Origin of the sequence: Planococcus liqunii (genome assembly GCF_030413595.1) — a bacterium.
Classification (GTDB): domain Bacteria; phylum Bacillota; class Bacilli; order Bacillales_A; family Planococcaceae; genus Planococcus; species Planococcus liqunii.
This window is the reverse complement of the sequence record NZ_CP129238.1, coordinates 2,815,935-2,831,867: the sequence shown is the minus strand read 5'-3', so window position 1 is coordinate 2,831,867 and position 15,933 is coordinate 2,815,935. Positions and strand designations below refer to the sequence as shown.

The window sequence follows — 15,933 nt, the reverse complement described above, 5'->3', positions numbered from 1 at the left end:
GAATTTGGATGATATGCCGGACAGAGAGGAGTGGACGAAACGATGAAAATCCTTCCAATCGAACAGAACAAACAAACAAGCATCTTTATATCTTCTGTGGAAAAGAAAGAAAGAGTCTTTTTGTCTTCTCCGCACATGACGGGAAATGAAATGAAATATATCCATGAAGCATTTGAAACCAATTGGATAGCACCCATTGGGCCGAATGTGGACAAGTTTGAAGAGGAATTGGCGGCTTATGTCGGGACTGCTGGAGGAGCAGCGCTCAGCTCCGGAACAGCGGCGATTCACTTAGCGCTCCGCCTGTTGGAAATCGGCTCAGGAGACCGGGTATTCTGTTCAAGCCTAACCTTTGTGGCAAGCGCGAATCCGATTCTTTACGCCGGAGCAGAACCGGTTTTCATCGATTCTGAAGAAGAGACATGGAATATGTCTCCCATCGCTTTGCGCAAAGCTTTTGCTGCTGCGGATAAAGAAGGGCATTTGCCAAAAGCGGTCATCGTCGTCAATTTATATGGGCAAAGTGCTAAAATGGATGAATTGATGGCGATTTGCAACGAATACAATGTGCCGGTGATTGAAGATGCAGCTGAATCTTTAGGTTCTTTGTATAAAGGAAGAAAAAGCGGGACAATCGGAGAATTCGGCATTTACTCTTTTAACGGCAATAAAATCATCACCGCTTCGAGCGGAGGCATGCTGGTTGCTAATGATTTGAATGCGCTGGAAAAAGCGCGTTTCCTCGGCTCCCAGGCAAAAGATCCGGCTCCTTACTACAAACACCATGAAGTGGGCTACAATTACCGCATGAGCAATGTCCTTGCCGGAATCGGGCGGGCGCAGTTAGAAGCTATCGATGACCGCGTCAAAGCGAGACGTAAAGTGTACGAACGCTACGCAGAAGGCTTCAAAGACATTCCGGCAATCCGTTTCCAGCCTGAACTTGAAGAAACGTATTCCAACCGTTGGCTAAGTGTATTCACTTTGGATCCGGAGCTGACTTCATTGACGCCGGAAATCATTAAAAGTGCACTTGAAGCCGAAAGCATCGAATCCCGCAATGTCTGGAACCCGCTGCACCAGCAGGAACTTTTCAAAGGCACCCAGTTCTTTGCCCACGGCGACGGGGAAGCAGTCAGCGATAAAATATTCCGTCACGGATTATGCCTTCCTTCCGGATCGAATATGACGGTCTATCAGCAAATGCGCGTGATTGAAGTGGTCAAGGGACTGTTTTTACAACATTAAAAGTTAAGCAAAAGCCTGTCTTTAAGATAGGCTTTTTTGTTTTGAGCCCAGAAAGCCACTCAAGTCCATATTTAATGCTAGAATTATAAAAGTATTTTAGTGATATATAATTAAATGCATGTGAGGATGAAGAGAATGGCGGACAAATTGAAGAAGGTTTCGATAGGAAATTATATTCCGGGATTGTTGATTTGTTTAGTGGTGATGCTGGCTGGGATTTACGGCGCTAAATGGATCGGCGTTCTATTGCTGGGGGCTGGCATTTTGCCGGAGGGAAGCGCTAGTCCGGTATCGGGGATTTTCGTGGCCATCTTGATCGGGATTGTGATACGCAATATGGTCGGCTTGCCGGATCTTTTTTCAAAAGGCATCAGTTTGGCTGTAAAATACGCGCTTCGTGCCGGCATCATTTTGCTTGGCCTGCGCTTAAGCTTAACGGAAGCCTTGAAGTTGGGAGCCTGGGGGCTGCCGCTGATTATTGCGTGTATTTCGGTCGGTCTTTTTGTCACATTGTTTTTTACAAATAAAATGAACCAGTCCAACCGCCTTGGAACATTGATTGCGACGGGTACTGGCATCTGCGGGGTCACGGCCATCATGGCGACAGCGCCTGTAATTAAAGCGAAAGAAAATGAAATTTCTTATGCGGTGGCAAACATCACGATATTCGGTTTATTGGGAATGCTTTTTTATCCTTATCTTGCCCATGCCTTTTTCGCAGACGAGCCGATCAAAGCCGGATTATTCTTAGGAACAGCCATCCACGACACGGCGCAAGTGACAGGCGCAGCTCTTATATACGATCAAATGTATGAAGCGGATACGGTTGTTGATGTGGCAACCATCACCAAACTGACCCGCAATTTATTTATAATCGTCGTCATTCCGTTTGTGTCTTATCTGTTTTTTAGAAACGGCAATAAAAACGGACAGAAAACGGCATTGCCGAAATGGTACAAGCTCTTCCCGCTGTTCATTTTGGGTTTCTTGTTTCTGTCTTTAGTCCGGACAATTGGAGATGCTACAGTCTCTTCGAGCGGGCAAGCGTTTAGCTTGTTTACTCCGGAAGGCTGTGAAAACTTCTATAGCTTTTGGAGTTCGTTCGGTTCGACGTATATGTTGGGCCTTGCCATGGCCGGAGTAGGGCTTGGAACCAACTTGAAAATCTTCAAAGGCCTTGGCATTAAGCCGTTTTACATCGGATTGATTGCTGCGATTTCAGTGGGCGGCGTCAGCTTGCTGCTGATTTCCTTATTCGGTGATTTAATTAAGGTATAAGCAAGAGCTTCCTTTTTGACAAGGAAGCTCTTTTTGAATTGAGTGACAATTAGAAGTTATAGCGGGCTTATTTAAGATATAATAGATGGCAAAGAAAAAGGAGGAATGTGAAAATGCCGGAATTAAGCGATGCATTGAAATCTATAGAAGGCCTTATCGACGAACGAAAAGAGGAATACCTGGAAACGCTTTACAGCTTGCTGCGCATTGAGAGCGTCAGCGCTGAAAATAGAGGGATTGATGAAGCTTGCAATACGCTGAAAGAGTTGATGGAAAACATAGGAATTGAAACGACCATCATGCCTTCTGCTGGCAACCCTTTTATTTACGGAGAAATCATCCGCGACCCGTCAGCTTTTACTTTATTGATTTATGGCCATTATGACGTTCAGCCGGCTGATCCTGTTGAAGAATGGTTGTCGCCTCCTTTTGAACCAACTGTACGCGACGGGAAAATCTACTGCCGCGGCGTCGGAGATAATAAAGGACAATTGATGGCACAGCTTCTGGCGATTAAAAGTTATCAGGATGCTATAGGGGAGCTGCCGATTAATATCAAATTTCTGTTTGAAGGGGAAGAAGAGGTCAGCAGTCCGAACCTGTCGGCTTTTGTAGCGGAAAATAAAGACCTGCTGAAAGCCAATTTGGTTTACACATCAGATGGTCCGAAGCATGACAGCGGTGCCCCCCTGGTTCTCTTAGGCGTCCGGGGGATTACATATATCGAGATGATGGCTAAAGGTGCCGATTGGGATAACCATTCCGGCAACAAAGGGAACATTGTGCCAAATCCCGCCTGGAACCTCATCGATTTGCTGAATACGATGCGCGATTCAGAAGGCCGCATCTTAATCGAGGGCTTTTATGATGGGATCCGCCCGATTACAGAAAAAGAAGAAGCATTGATCCGCAGTTTGCCGTTTGACCGGAAAAACATCGCAGAACAAGTCGGCTACGCCGATTTCAATATGGAAAAGGAAGAGTATTACCGGAAGCTGACACTGGAACCGACGTTTAACATTGCGGGATTTACCAGCGGATACGGCGGGGAAGGGTCAAAAACGATCATTCCATCGACAGCCGTCTTAAAAATGGATATCCGGTTGGTGGTCGACCAGGACCCGGATGATATCTTCCGAAAAATCGAAGCGCATGTAAAAAAACATGCGCCGGACATTGAATTGAAAAATTTAGGCGGCATGAAGCCTTCCCGGACTTCTGCTGATCTTGAAATCGTTGATGTAATAAAACCGGCTGTCCGCACAGCATTCAGGCAGGAACCGGTTATGCAGCCAAGTATGGGCGGCAGCTTGCCTGATTATGTCTGGACCGACGTGCTAAAGACGCCGTCAGTCATTGTTCCATATGCCAACTTTGATGAAGCCAACCATTCACCCAATGAAAAGATGGGCATTGCTGATTTTACCGATGGCATCAAATGTACTTGCCACGTCATTGAAGCCATTGGGAAAATGACTTTCTGAGTTTGTGCTCAAAAGAAACACATGGCAGCCTCTCTTGCTTTTCAAGGTGTTAAACCTTTCGAAGAGCGGGTATAGGGTAAGAGAGATTAAAGGAGGCGGCCTGTATGGAACTAATGGCAGAACGGGATTTGTTAAAAGACGATTACGGCAATTTTTATATGATCTCCAATGCAAGCGGAGAAAGCTTGACCGTGGTGAATGCAGCTTTATACTATGCTTTCAATGAAACACTGGATGACGCCCTCGTCGCTAAAGTAAGGAATCAATATCCGAACGAAATCGCCTGCGGCAAGTATTTTGCTGATTTGGTGGAAGTGCATATTGAAAAACTCGAAAAAGGTGAAGTGCCGGGCGGCATTTATTCAATTGACGAGGCGAAGCAGCATTACAACTTACACATCAAGCCCATTTATGGCGATTCATTTAATGCATGAAAAAGCCGTGCCGGAAGAATGTTCTTCCAGCACGGCTTTTCAGTCTTTATGGACCTACAGGTTCCAGTGCTTCGGATGCCTCAGACAGGACAATGCCGGATAAGTCCTTGACGATGATTTTTGGCTGCTGGCCCTCATAATATGCGGAATGGAGATAAGCGGTCCGCACCTCCGTATCGATGAAAGGTGCTGCCATCAAGTTATCGAGTGATTCTCCATCACGATTAGCCAGTGTAATGATGATTTCATGGGAATCTTTTTTGATTCCGGCAACTTTCTTTGTGCCTTTCGCATCTTCAGCAGCTAATTCCGATAAAAAAAGATCAAAGTCTTCCTGTGTTAAATGGATAGTTTCCCATTCTTGCAGGCTGATTTTCTCAAAAGGCTGATCCAATAGTTCAAGATTCGTACTGCTTTGTGCTGCTTGCGAATCCTTCGCCGTTTTTTCTTCTATGTCGTTTGAACAGCCGGCCAGCCAAAAGCTGCAGATAATCCCGGCTGCTAATAATTTTTTCTTCATAATTTCCCTCACCTAATTTGCACTGTTAAAAATAGATTTTACCAATAAAATCCTGAATCTGCCAACTTATTTGTGGATATTTTGTAACGCTGACCCAAAAAGCACGTCTAATGCAAAAAGGAGAAATTCAGATGAAGCGCATATGGCTTATCCTGCTATCCGTTTTGCTGCTGTCAGCTTGTGGATTAGATCCGGTTATGCCGGAAGTAGGGACACCCGAGCCAGAAAATAAGATTCCAGAGAGCGTGGATCAAGCTGCTGAAAATGATATTGAAGCAGAGGAACCGGATGGAAATGAGGCAGATCTTTATGCTTATTTTATGGAAGATGGAACGATCGCCAAGTATAAAGGAGAAGGCAACGAATATGCTGCTTTTACGTTGCGGACAACGTACTTGCCGGAAGGTCATATTGCCGTTTATGAAGATAATGGAGGAACGGTCATTCTACGGGTATACCGGCTTGGAGAAAGCCGGGCAGAACTGGTGAAAGAAGAGCCGGAGTTTTACGAAGAGTACACACCAACAGCAGAAGAGCTGCAGGCGTTAAAGCCGATTTCCCTTTATTATCAATTGCCGATTGCGGCAGGAGATCAAGTCAAAGGGATGGCTGTCATCCAAACCGATGTACAAGTGGAAACGCCATACCGCAACTTTGACGGAGCAATTTTGCTGGAACAGACGAGTGAAGACGGTGCGATGCTCCGCTCATATTTCGTTAAAGAATTTGGTGAAGTAAAACGGGAGTTCAAAATGACAGAAGGTGAGGAAGAATATATTGTAACTTCCAGTTTAGAATCAATTGAGTGATAAAAAAGAACACCCATGCCATGAAGCGGGGGTGTTCTGCAATTTTATGGCATAAATTGATGCCAACGATATCCAAATAGTGTATTCTAGAGTTCGAGATTAGCGAAAAGGGTTGAGAGCTTTGAAACACACAGTAACGGCAAAAGATGTAGCGAAATTGGCAGGGGTTTCTCAGTCGTCGGTATCACGCGTGTTTTTTGAAGGGGCGAAAGTATCGGAGAAGACCCGTGCAAAGATTATGGCTGCAGCGGAAGAACTCGGTTACCGCCCAAATGAATTTGCCCGCAGTTTGATTACCAATCGGACAAAAATCATCGGCATTGTCATGAAAGGTGTGCATAATCCGTTTTATCCTCAAGTGCTAAAGCAATTTGCAGCAGCATTCAAGGAAAAAGGATACAGCATCTTATTCGTCCATACGAATAATGACGAGATCGAGGCAGAAGACGTGGAAACATTGCTGAATTATAATGTCGCAGGGGTTATTATCACAGATGCAGTTATGGCGTTAAAAGTGGGAGAAGAATTCAAGAAAAATAAAATTCCCGTAGTATTCTTTAACCGTAAACTAAATTCTGAAGAATTTTATTCGGTCAGCTGCAATAACTTGGACGCAGGGCGTAAAGTGGCGGAATATTTCTTTGATAGAGGAATATCGGAAATGGCTTATATTGCCGGGGATGCAGATACCTCGACAAGCAGGGATCGGCAAAAGGGCTTTCAGGAAGTTTTGAAACAGAAAAAAGCACGTTATCGCCACTATTCTTCTGATTACACGTATAACGGCGGCTTTAAAACAGCAATGCGTATGGTTGCAGAAGGAGATATGCCTTCAGCGATCTTTGTAGCAAATGATATTATGGCGCTTGGCGTATTGGATGCATTAAAGGCCAATTCCATTAGAGTGCCTGGGCAAACGAAAGTCATCGGTTTTGACAATATTGAAATGGCGTCCTGGCCGGCATACCAATTGACTACTTGGGAACAGCCAATCGACAAAATGGTTCATGCTACAGTAGCTTATTTATTGGAAGAAATTGCCGAGTATACAGGAGCTGCAGAAACACTTGAAGTGGATGGGCGATTAATCGAGCGGGCAACTACATAATAGATATTGACTTTTTAGACAACTTGAAATATCCTTCTAAGTGTAAGTGTTTTTGCATACGTATTCAAAAAAGAAACCGGAGGGATTTATATGGTAAAAGTATATAAAGCAGGGAAATCAAAGGAAGAAGTAAGCGCTAACGATGCAAAAGTATCGCAAATTGTGGCGGATGCTTTAAAAGATGTTGAAGAAAGAGGCGACCAGGCAGTCCGTGAACTATCGGAGAAATTTGATAAATGGGCTCCTGATGCTTTCCGTTTAACTGCTGAACAAGTAAATGAAATCGTTTCCAAAGTTCCGGAAGAAGTGATTGAAGATATCAAGTTTGCCCAAAAGAACATCCGTGCTTTTGCGGAAGCGCAGTTGGCTTCACTGAACGATGTAGAAGTGGAGCATATTCCAGGTGTTATTCTGGGCCATAAAAATATTCCGGTCAACAGTGTAGGCTGCTATATTCCCGGTGGACGGTATCCAATGGTTGCCTCTGCACATATGAGCGTCTTAACAGCTAAAGTTGCCGGCGTCAAACGTGTAATCGCTTGCACACCGCCGATTAACGGTGAAATCCCGAACGCAACCATTGCAGCGATGTCTCTGGCAGGAGCCGATGAGATTTATCTTCTTGGCGGCATTCAGGCAATGGGGGCCATGGCTATTGGTACAGAAACAATTGAAGCAGTGGACATGATTGTTGGACCCGGAAATGCATTTGTCGCGGAAGCGAAGCGCCAACTTTACGGCAGAGTCGGAATCGATTTATTTGCCGGACCTACGGAAACATTGGTCGTGGCAGATCACACAGCGGATGCTGAAATGATTGCAACGGACCTTCTTGGACAAGGCGAGCACGGCCCGACTTCGCCTGGTGCATTGATTACAACTTCTGAGCAATTGGCAGAAGAAACGGTGAAAGAAATTGAACGCCAGCTCGAAACGTTATCCACGGCCGACGTTGCACGTGTGTCATGGGAAGATTACGGCCAAATTCTGATTGTCGACTCGATTGAAGAAGCACGCATTGAAGCGGATCGTCTGGCATTTGAACATGTGGAGATCCTGACAGAAAATCCTGATTACTTCCTTGAGCATATGACGAACTACGGCTGCTTATTCTTAGGGCCGGAAACGAATGTTGCGTACGGCGACAAAGTAATCGGAACAAATCATACTTTGCCGACAAAAGGGGCAGCGCGCTACACTGGCGGCCTTTGGGTAGGGAAATTCATCAAAACCGTAACCTACCAAAAAGTGACGACTCCGGAAGCAAGTGCATATATCGGTGAGTATGCTGCACGCCTTTGCCAATTGGAGAATTTTGCAGGGCATGCAGAACAGGCGCTTCTCCGCGTCAGACGCTACGGCAAAAACTAAAGAATCGTTTTCGGCGGAAGTAGATACTTCCGCTGTTTCACTATTTTATAGCAGTATAAGAGCTTAATTTGCATAATATTATACAAGGATGATGGAGGAAATTTCATGATAGGCATGATTGGATTATTTGGTGGTCTGGCGTTATTGATTTATTTAACGATGAGAGGCATGAATTTACTCATTGCGGCACCAATTACGGCTTTATTGGTCGCACTTTTTAATGGGTTGCCTGTATTTCCGCAGCTGGCTCCTGAAGGGGCGGCCAACTTTTTAACAAACTACATGACCGGCTTTACCGGATTTATCGCTTCTTGGTATTTAATGTTCCTGACCGGGGCGATTTTCGGGAAAGTGATGGAAGACAGTGGCGCAGCAGACAGTGTATCCAAATGGATTGTCAGCAAAATCGGCATGAAACGGGCAGCATTGGCTGTTGTTATTGCCTGTGCGGTATTGACTTATGGCGGCGTCAGTTTGTTCGTTGTCGCTTTTTCTGTATATCCGATGGCGCTAAGCTTGTTCAAACAAGCGGATTTGCCGCGCCGGTTTATCCCGGCGGCGCTTGCGTTCGGTTCAACAACTTTTACGATGACTTCCGCGGGTTCACCGGAAATCCAGAACTGGATTCCGATTGAATTTCTGGGCACTACTCCGTATGCCGGCTGGGAAGTCAGTGCAATTGTAGCCGTCTTTATGATGATTTTCGGCTATTGGTGGTTGAAGAAGATGATCAACAAGGCGGTTTCAAAAGGCGAGCATTTCGTTGCACGGAAAACCGATCCATCTTCTGAAGCACGCACAGAATTGCCGAATCCACTGCTCAGCATGATTCCGTTATTGGTCGTATTGATTATTTCATTTATTTTCCATGATTCTTTGGGAACATCCGCTTTAATCATTGCTTTAAGCGGAGGTATTCTGGCGACGTACTTGATCAACAGAAAGTATTTCCAAAATATTGGACAGGCATTCGGCGAAGGTGCTTTGGGTGCGGTCATTGCGATTGCCAATACCGCTGCAGTCGTCGGATTTGGCGGAGTGGTCAGAGCCACACCTGCATTTGAGACAGCAGTAGGCGTCATGACGGGCATTCCGGGAAGCCCATTAATCGGTGGAGCCCTGGCAGTTGCCATTATTGCCGGTTTGACCGGATCGTCTTCCGGTGGCCAAGCAATTGCTTTGCCGCTATTGGCGCCGCATTATTTGGATATGGGCGTCAACGCAGAAGCCTTGCACCGAACTGTGGCCATTTCATCCGGGTCCTTGGATTCTTTGCCGCAGGGGGGATATGTTGTGACAACAATCCGGTCAATAGCTGGAGAAACGCATAAAGATGCTTATCCTGCATTTGGAGCATTGACAGTAGTTGTGCCATTTATCGGAGCTGCATTAGCGGTCATCTTATTCTCACTTGGCCTTGGCATTTAACAGAAAAATACCCAGCAAACTATTCGTTTTATAGTTTGGTGGGTATAGTTCGTTATACATACTGAAAAGAGGTGCAAACTATGGAAAAGATTTCGATTCTCGGATGCGGAACGATGGGCCACTCCATCGCATTGTCAGCCGCTTGGGCAGGGCAGACAGTTAAGGTGTATGGCGTCAATGACAAAGACCTTGAAAATGCAGCGAAAGGGCTGCGCAGTAAACTTAAAGTCATGGCAGAAAACGGCTTGTTTAATGAAGCGGAAGCTGAACGGATCAAAGAGCATATCCATTTTTCAACTTCGCTTGCGGAAGTGGTGGAAGGAGCTACCTTAATCATCGAAGTGATTCCGGAAGTGCTCGAACTGAAGAAGGAAATGTATAAAAAACTGGAGGGCATGGTAGGGGAAGAAGTGGTCATTGCGAGCAATACTTCGGGCTTTAAGCCGAGTTTGCTGGCAGAAGAGATGGACCATCCGAACCGCTTTGTCGTAACGCATTTCTGGAATCCCGCCCATTTGATTCCGCTCGTGGAAGTGGTGAAAGGCGAACGGACGGATGAAGCGACTGTCGAACGCGCCATGAACGTGCTAACGGCTATGAACAAAAAGCCGATTCTATTGAACAAGGAATTGCCGGGCTTTATCGGCAACCGCCTTCAATACGCATTGTTCCGGGAAGCGCAGGCTTTGCTCGATTCAGGGGCCGCCACGAAAGAAGACATTGATGCTGCTGTGACTTACAGCATCGGGCGCCGTTTGCCGATCACTGGCCCTTTAATGACAGCCGACATGGGCGGATTGGATGTTTTCTCAGCCATTTCGAATTATTTGTTTGAAGACCTTTCGAAAGCCGAACGGTCCGGCGAAGTCCTCACAAAACTGGTAGAAGAACAGAAACTCGGGGATAAAAACGGCGAAGGCTTCTATAAGTGGGGTTCCGATATTTCAGAGAAGATAAATGCAGAACGGGAACAGACGCTCATTTATTTCCTGAAAAATGACATGAAACTAAACGGGGAGGACGGCAAATGAAAGCCTACTTTTCTGAACTGGAAAACAAAACGGTTATTGTGACAGGTGGCAGTAAAGGGATCGGCAAAGACATCGCTTTGACTTTTGCCAAACTAAATGCCAATGTCGTCATTTCCGGACGCAACAAAGATATCCTGCAAGAGGCGCTGGAGGAACTGCAGTCGTTTAATAAACGATGCATCGCGGTTTCTGGGGACTTAAGCAATATTCAAGAAGTGAAACGCCTGATCGATACAGCTGCTGAAGAATTTGGCACGATTGATGTGCTGGTCAATAATGCAGGCGTCAATATAGCAAAGCCAGCCATGGAAGTGACGGAAGAAGACTGGGATACTGTCCTCGATTTGAATTTAAAATCAGCCTTTTTTGCCAGCCAGGCGGCTGCAAAGTATATGCTCGAACAGAACAGTGGACGCATCATCAACATCGCTTCCCAAATGGCGTTTGTCGGATTTGTTAAACGCGCCGCTTACTGCTCAAGCAAAGGCGGCTTGGTGCAAATGACAAAAGCGTTAGCGGTGGAATGGGCAAAGAATGGCATCCGCGTCAATGCTGTGGCCCCGACATTCATTGAAACCGAGCTGACAGCCAAAATGTTTGAAGATGAAGAGTTCAAGAACGAAGTGCATAGCCGCATCCTGTTGGAAGGTTTATCCCAGCCGAAAGATATTTCGGGAGCAGTGCTTTACTTGGCTTCCAACTTAGCGAACTTTGTAACAGGGGAGACGATTAAAGTGGACGGCGGCTGGACCGCAATTTGATGGAGGAGGAAGTTGGATGGAAGGGAAAGTTTTATTCATTACGGGAGCCGCACGCGGCATCGGCTTTGATATTGCCAAAGCCTTTTCGGAGGCAGGTGCTAAAGTCGTCGTTTCCGATTTGACGCAAGAAGCAGGGGATACAGCCGCCAAGCAATTGCCTGGGGAAGCGATGGGCATCGTTTGTGATGTGACAAAAGAAGAGGATATAAAAAATGCAATTGATTTTACGGTCGAGACCTATGGCCGTCTTGATTTTTTAGTGAACAACGCCGGCATGCAGCATGTCTCGCTTCTTGAAGATTTCCCGACAGAGAAATTTGAACTGCTGGTTAAAATCATGCTGACGGCGCCGTTTATCGCGACGAAGCATGCATTGCCGCATATGCGAAAACAAGAATTTGGCCGCATCATCAATATGGCATCGATCAATGGCGTAATCGGATTTGCCGGAAAAGCGGCTTATAATTCTGCCAAGCACGGCGTCATTGGATTAACGAAAGTAGCGGCGCTTGAAACGGCAGCACAAGGCATTACGGTAAACGCTATCTGCCCTGGGTATGTCGATACGCAGCTGGTGCGCAACCAATTCGCGGATTTGGCAAAAACACGCAAGATTGAGCTGGAACAGGTTTTGGAGGAAGTGCTGTATCCGCTTGTACCCCAAAAGCGCTTGTTGGATGTAAATGAAATTACAGATCTGGCACTTTATATTGCCAGCGATTCTGCCCGTGGAATGACGGGCCAAGCGGTCATTTTAGATGGGGGCTATACGGCCCAGTAATCGCAATAGGAAGGAAGCGGCTAGGAAAGCGCTTCCTTTTTTTGTCTTCTCGGCCAAAAGGCTGAATTGTCATGCGACGGACGAAAAGGGGTTTTATTTTTCTGAATAGTCTTTATAATAAACCATTATAACAAAGGGAGATGAGGCAATGTCGAACCTGAAGAGCGATTCTTTGCAGTTGCATCGGAAACATCAAGGGAAGTTGGAAGTCCGGTCCAAAGTGGCGGTGAAAAATGAACGGGATTTAAGCCTTGCCTATTCTCCTGGAGTAGCGGAACCGTGCAGGGAAATAGCGGAAGACCGCGGCAAAGTATATGACTATACAATGAAAGGCAATACAGTGGCGGTCATCACGGATGGCACGGCGGTTCTTGGGCTAGGCAATATCGGCCCTGAGGCGGCATTGCCGGTAATGGAAGGAAAAGCATTGCTGTTCAAAGAATTCGCGGGGGTCGATGCGTTTCCGATTTGTTTGAACACAACGGATGCTGAAACCATCATTCAAACGGTCAAATTGCTTGAACCTGGCTTTGGCGGCGTCAACTTGGAGGATATTTCGGCGCCGACTTGCTTTGTTGTAGAAGACCGTTTGAAGGAGGAAATGGGCATTCCGGTTTTCCATGATGACCAGCATGGGACGGCAATTGTGACATTGGCTGGTTTGGCCAATGCCTTGAAATTGGTCGGAAAAGAGATTGCTGATACAAAAATCGTGGTTAACGGCGCAGGTGCAGCCGGTATAGCCGTCGTGAAGCTTTTAAGGAAGTTTGGCTGCAGCCAGCTCGTGATGTGCGATACAAAAGGCGCTATTTTTGAAGGCCGGACATACGGCATGAATCCATACAAGGAAAAAGTGGCGGAAAACACCAATCCGGACCGTTTGGAAGGCTTGCTGGGCGACGTTATCCATGGTGCAGATGTCTTTATCGGCGTTTCAGCGGAAGGTGCGCTGACGCAGGAAATGATCCGGATGATGGCAAAAGATCCGATTATTTTCGCAATGGCTAATCCAAATCCGGAAATCCTGCCGCATTTGGCGAAAGAAGCGGGCGCGCGCATCGTTGGGACCGGGCGTTCCGATTTTCCGAACCAGGTCAATAATGTGCTGGCCTTTCCCGGAATCTTCAGAGGGGCTTTGGATGTTCAAGCAAGCCAAATCAATGATGCGATGAAAATTGCGGCCGTTGAAGCCATTGCCGGACTGATCGAGGCGCATGAACTTCACGACGATTATGTGATACCGGCTCCTTTCGATCTGAGAGTAGCACCGGCTGTAGCTGCCGCTGTTGCGAAGGCCGCAATCGAGACGGGCGTTGCCAATTACGCATATTTGCCGCAAAACACACTGGATGGCGTTCCAGCTGTTTCCGGCAAAGAACATATATAATAGAAGAAAAGCGGCCTATCCTTTTGGATTGGCCGCTTTTTAACATCGATTTTGAAGAGTCAAAGAAGCTTTGCAGGCCTATAGAAGCGACGGTGCATTTCCGGTTTGCTGCCGAACTTTTTGCAATGCCTGTTCCAAGTCTTCCAATAAATCGTCGGTATGTTCCAACCCGACAGACAAGCGCAGCAGGCCATCGGTTATGCCGCGTTTGCCGCGTTCTTCTTTTGGCATAGAAGCGTGGGACATGGTTGCGGGATACGACAAGATCGATTCGACTGCCCCTAAACTGACGGCAAATAGCGGAATCTGTAAACTTTCCACAAATGCCCGGGCTGCTTTCTTGTCAGCTAGCCGAAAAGACAAGACAGCTCCGGCGCCTGTTGCTTGGCGTTCATGGATCGGGTATCCCGGGTGGAACCGGAATCCCGGATAGTAGACTTCTTCAATGGCCGGATGGCTATGCAAGTAATCGGCAATAATGCGCGCCGAAGCGGAAGATTGCTTAAGACGTGCCCCAAGTGTCTTAATGCCTTGAATTAGCGTATAAGCGTCCTGGGCGCCTAAAACAGAACCGAAGGTGTTTTGGATAAAACCCAGACGGGTGCCGAGCTCTGCATCTTTCGTTACGGCAAGGCCGGCAATGATGTCGCTATGCCCGGACAGAAACTTCGTCGCACTGTGGAGGACAAGGTCCGCTCCAAGGTCCAGCGGATTTTGGTAAAGCGGCGTCATAAAAGTATTGTCGACAAATGTCAGGCAGTCATTCGCTTTTGCCAGTTTAGCAGCGATTTCAATATCGGTGATGTTCATCACCGGATTGGAAGGCGTCTCAAGGTAAATGACTTTAGTGTTCGGGCGAATCGCTTCCGCCATTTCGCTCAAGTCCGTCATATTGACAAATGTATAATCAATCTGGAATTTGTTCAAAACTTCTGTAACGAACCGGTAAGTGCCGCCGTATACGTCTTTAGAGACGAGCACGTGGTCACCAGCGGACAGCAGCATAAAAGCCGATGAAATCGCGGCCATGCCGGAAGAAAAGGCGAATCCGCGTGTGCCATTTTCAAGTTTGGCAATGGTTTCTTCCAACTTTAAGCGCGTCGGATTTCCGGAGCGGCTATAGTCGAAAGGTCCGAATTCATCAAAGCTTTCCTGATGATAAGTCGAAGATAAATAGAGGGGAACATTGACTGCCCCGGTTTCACGGTCTACGCCGGTGGCATGAATAAATTGCGTTTCCAATTTTTGAGTTGTCATGTTTATCATCCTTTCATATAAAAAACCAGGGGCTTTCTTCAGAAAAGAAGAAAGCCCCTGGTTTGGGAATATCATCTTCTCATCTGCTAGGCGGTTGCCTATTGGAATTAGCACCGTTGCCGTTAGGCTGGTTGCTGAGACATCGCAGGGCCAAATCCCTCCGTCTCTCTTGATAAGAAATAAATTATGAAATTATGTGCGATTTAATATTTGTAAGTCTAGAGCATTTCAGCCGGAAGTGCAAGGGAAAAAATGAAATAATCTAAAAACATCCACTTGAAGTATGTAAGAAGCAAAAGGGCATTTCTTTTAATTCGAATAGCGAAAGGTTATAATAAGCATTAACTATTTTTTATAAAAGGGGAATATGGATGTATATTGTGACTTCAACTGTAGAAGTACCGATGGGAAAAACACAGGATCTGATTGAAATATACCGAAATCGTTCCCGCCGGGTAGACCAGGCAGAAGGCTTTCAGCAGTTTCGCTTGATCCAGAACACCAAAAAATTAAATGAATTGACCGTGCACATGGAATGGCAGTCAAAAGAGTCTTATTTAAAATGGGTCCGAAGCAGCGAGTTTAAAGAAATCCATGAACTCGAAAAGAATTACCCTGACAAGGACCTGGCAGGAATTGCTCCGAAAGTCCGCCAGTATGAAGTGGTGGCCGAATGAACAAAGCCATTAAAGGCCAAATTGCACTGGAAACGGCCAAGAGCATTTATGAAGCTTACCCCAATTTGTGGGAGCGCTTCGGCGAGCGGGGATTTCAGCATACAGAAAAAGACAACCATCACCATCTGGACCATTTGGAAACAGCTTATGAATTGGAAGACATGCAAGTTTTCCTTGATTATAGCCGCTGGCTCGAGACGGTGCTGAACAGCCGCAATGTGGAAACTGCACTTATTATCGATAATTTTGAAAGGCTCATCGACATTCTTCCAGGGAAAACGGGAAAGCAGGAAGAGCGCTTTATGCTCGCCTGCCTGAATGAAGCGAATGCCTTACTTACTAAACCGTAGCAAAAGGAG

16 protein-coding genes and 1 riboswitch are annotated in these 15,933 nt (G+C 46.3%); of the genes, 14 read left to right on the top strand and 2 right to left on the bottom strand.

What is annotated here, in order from left to right:
* Window positions 1-42 precede the first annotated feature (42 nt).
* The 4 genes from QWY22_RS14275 to QWY22_RS14260 all read left to right on the top strand — a co-directional run bounded on the left by QWY22_RS14275 (window position 43) and on the right by QWY22_RS14260 (window position 4,444).
* A complete protein-coding gene (locus QWY22_RS14275) occupies window positions 43-1,248 on the top strand; it encodes a DegT/DnrJ/EryC1/StrS family aminotransferase (RefSeq protein WP_436836763.1) in 1,206 nt (401 codons plus the stop codon).
* A gap of 135 nt (window positions 1,249-1,383) precedes the next feature.
* A complete protein-coding gene (locus QWY22_RS14270; protein ID WP_300981490.1) occupies window positions 1,384-2,526 on the top strand; it encodes a YeiH family protein in 1,143 nt (380 codons plus the stop codon).
* A 113-nt stretch (window positions 2,527-2,639) separates the two neighbouring features.
* Entirely contained in the window at window positions 2,640-4,010 is a 1,371-nt protein-coding gene (locus QWY22_RS14265; RefSeq protein ID WP_300981489.1) for a M20/M25/M40 family metallo-hydrolase, read from the top strand.
* A gap of 104 nt (window positions 4,011-4,114) precedes the next feature.
* The gene (locus QWY22_RS14260) at window positions 4,115-4,444 is read left to right on the top strand and encodes a hypothetical protein (protein WP_300981488.1); all 330 of its coding nucleotides are present in this window, start codon (window positions 4,115-4,117) and stop codon (window positions 4,442-4,444) included.
* A gap of 46 nt (window positions 4,445-4,490) precedes the next feature.
* Here QWY22_RS14260 and QWY22_RS14255 read toward each other — a convergent pair whose 3' ends face one another.
* Window positions 4,491-4,964: a hypothetical protein gene (locus tag QWY22_RS14255; protein ID WP_300981487.1), complete on the bottom strand. Its 474-nt coding sequence runs from the start codon at window positions 4,962-4,964 to the stop codon at window positions 4,491-4,493.
* 131 nt (window positions 4,965-5,095) lie between these two features.
* Here QWY22_RS14255 and QWY22_RS14250 point away from each other — a divergent pair, with 131 nt between their 5' ends.
* The 8 genes from QWY22_RS14250 (at window position 5,096) to ystJ (ending at window position 13,640) form a co-directional block, all read left to right on the top strand.
* The gene (locus QWY22_RS14250; protein WP_300981486.1) at window positions 5,096-5,773 is read left to right on the top strand and encodes a hypothetical protein; all 678 of its coding nucleotides are present in this window, start codon (window positions 5,096-5,098) and stop codon (window positions 5,771-5,773) included.
* Window positions 5,774-5,894: 121 nt separating this feature from the next.
* A complete protein-coding gene (locus QWY22_RS14245) occupies window positions 5,895-6,881 on the top strand; it encodes a LacI family DNA-binding transcriptional regulator (RefSeq protein WP_300981485.1) in 987 nt (328 codons plus the stop codon).
* Between the two features lie 90 nt (window positions 6,882-6,971).
* Window positions 6,972-8,252, top strand: a complete 1,281-nt coding sequence (hisD, locus tag QWY22_RS14240; RefSeq protein ID WP_300981484.1) for a histidinol dehydrogenase — start codon at window positions 6,972-6,974, stop codon at window positions 8,250-8,252.
* A gap of 105 nt (window positions 8,253-8,357) precedes the next feature.
* Window positions 8,358-9,680 carry a GntP family permease gene (locus QWY22_RS14235; RefSeq protein ID WP_300981483.1) on the top strand — a complete coding sequence of 441 codons (1,323 nt, stop codon included), beginning with the start codon at window positions 8,358-8,360 and terminating at the stop codon, window positions 9,678-9,680.
* 80 nt (window positions 9,681-9,760) lie between these two features.
* Complete coding sequence (locus tag QWY22_RS14230; RefSeq protein ID WP_300981481.1) at window positions 9,761-10,711, top strand: 3-hydroxyacyl-CoA dehydrogenase family protein; 951 nt, start codon at window positions 9,761-9,763, stop codon at window positions 10,709-10,711.
* Complete coding sequence (locus tag QWY22_RS14225; RefSeq protein ID WP_300981480.1) at window positions 10,708-11,472, top strand: SDR family NAD(P)-dependent oxidoreductase; 765 nt, start codon at window positions 10,708-10,710, stop codon at window positions 11,470-11,472. Before QWY22_RS14230 ends, QWY22_RS14225 begins: the two co-directional genes overlap by 4 nt.
* A gap of 16 nt (window positions 11,473-11,488) precedes the next feature.
* Window positions 11,489-12,253 carry a 3-hydroxybutyrate dehydrogenase gene (locus tag QWY22_RS14220; protein ID WP_300981479.1) on the top strand — a complete coding sequence of 255 codons (765 nt, stop codon included), beginning with the start codon at window positions 11,489-11,491 and terminating at the stop codon, window positions 12,251-12,253.
* 148 nt (window positions 12,254-12,401) lie between these two features.
* Entirely contained in the window at window positions 12,402-13,640 is a 1,239-nt protein-coding gene (ystJ, locus tag QWY22_RS14215; RefSeq protein ID WP_436836762.1) for an NADP-dependent malic enzyme, read from the top strand.
* 78 nt (window positions 13,641-13,718) lie between these two features.
* Here the strand turns inward: ystJ and metC are convergent, their stop codons facing one another.
* Complete coding sequence (metC, locus tag QWY22_RS14210; RefSeq protein ID WP_300981477.1) at window positions 13,719-14,897, bottom strand: cystathionine beta-lyase; 1,179 nt, start codon at window positions 14,895-14,897, stop codon at window positions 13,719-13,721.
* Window positions 14,898-14,973: 76 nt separating this feature from the next.
* Window positions 14,974-15,076: riboswitch (SAM riboswitch) on the bottom strand.
* A 192-nt stretch (window positions 15,077-15,268) separates the two neighbouring features.
* On the opposite strand from metC, the gene QWY22_RS14205 reads away from it, so the two are divergent.
* Together QWY22_RS14205 and QWY22_RS14200 are read left to right on the top strand one after the other, a co-directional pair.
* Window positions 15,269-15,574, top strand: a complete 306-nt coding sequence (locus tag QWY22_RS14205) for an antibiotic biosynthesis monooxygenase family protein (protein WP_300981476.1) — start codon at window positions 15,269-15,271, stop codon at window positions 15,572-15,574.
* Window positions 15,571-15,924 (top strand): hypothetical protein, encoded by a 354-nt coding sequence (locus QWY22_RS14200; RefSeq protein WP_300981475.1) that lies wholly within the window; start codon window positions 15,571-15,573, stop codon window positions 15,922-15,924. Before QWY22_RS14205 ends, QWY22_RS14200 begins: the two co-directional genes overlap by 4 nt.
* Window positions 15,925-15,933 lie beyond the last annotated feature (9 nt).

Coding starts and splice junctions, on each gene's coding strand:
- QWY22_RS14205 (WP_300981476.1), top strand. CDS start 15,269: ATGTATATTGTGACTTCAACTGTAGAAGTACCGATGGGAAAAACACAG.
- QWY22_RS14250 (WP_300981486.1), top strand. CDS start 5,096: ATGAAGCGCATATGGCTTATCCTGCTATCCGTTTTGCTGCTGTCAGCT.
- QWY22_RS14255 (WP_300981487.1), bottom strand. CDS start 4,964: ATGAAGAAAAAATTATTAGCAGCCGGGATTATCTGCAGCTTTTGGCTG.
- QWY22_RS14235 (WP_300981483.1), top strand. CDS start 8,358: ATGATAGGCATGATTGGATTATTTGGTGGTCTGGCGTTATTGATTTAT.
- QWY22_RS14275 (WP_436836763.1), top strand. CDS start 43: ATGAAAATCCTTCCAATCGAACAGAACAAACAAACAAGCATCTTTATA.
- hisD (WP_300981484.1), top strand. CDS start 6,972: ATGGTAAAAGTATATAAAGCAGGGAAATCAAAGGAAGAAGTAAGCGCT.
- metC (WP_300981477.1), bottom strand. CDS start 14,897: ATGACAACTCAAAAATTGGAAACGCAATTTATTCATGCCACCGGCGTA.
- QWY22_RS14230 (WP_300981481.1), top strand. CDS start 9,761: ATGGAAAAGATTTCGATTCTCGGATGCGGAACGATGGGCCACTCCATC.
- QWY22_RS14260 (WP_300981488.1), top strand. CDS start 4,115: ATGGAACTAATGGCAGAACGGGATTTGTTAAAAGACGATTACGGCAAT.
- QWY22_RS14270 (WP_300981490.1), top strand. CDS start 1,384: ATGGCGGACAAATTGAAGAAGGTTTCGATAGGAAATTATATTCCGGGA.
- QWY22_RS14220 (WP_300981479.1), top strand. CDS start 11,489: ATGGAAGGGAAAGTTTTATTCATTACGGGAGCCGCACGCGGCATCGGC.
- QWY22_RS14265 (WP_300981489.1), top strand. CDS start 2,640: ATGCCGGAATTAAGCGATGCATTGAAATCTATAGAAGGCCTTATCGAC.
- QWY22_RS14200 (WP_300981475.1), top strand. CDS start 15,571: ATGAACAAAGCCATTAAAGGCCAAATTGCACTGGAAACGGCCAAGAGC.
- ystJ (WP_436836762.1), top strand. CDS start 12,402: ATGTCGAACCTGAAGAGCGATTCTTTGCAGTTGCATCGGAAACATCAA.
- QWY22_RS14225 (WP_300981480.1), top strand. CDS start 10,708: ATGAAAGCCTACTTTTCTGAACTGGAAAACAAAACGGTTATTGTGACA.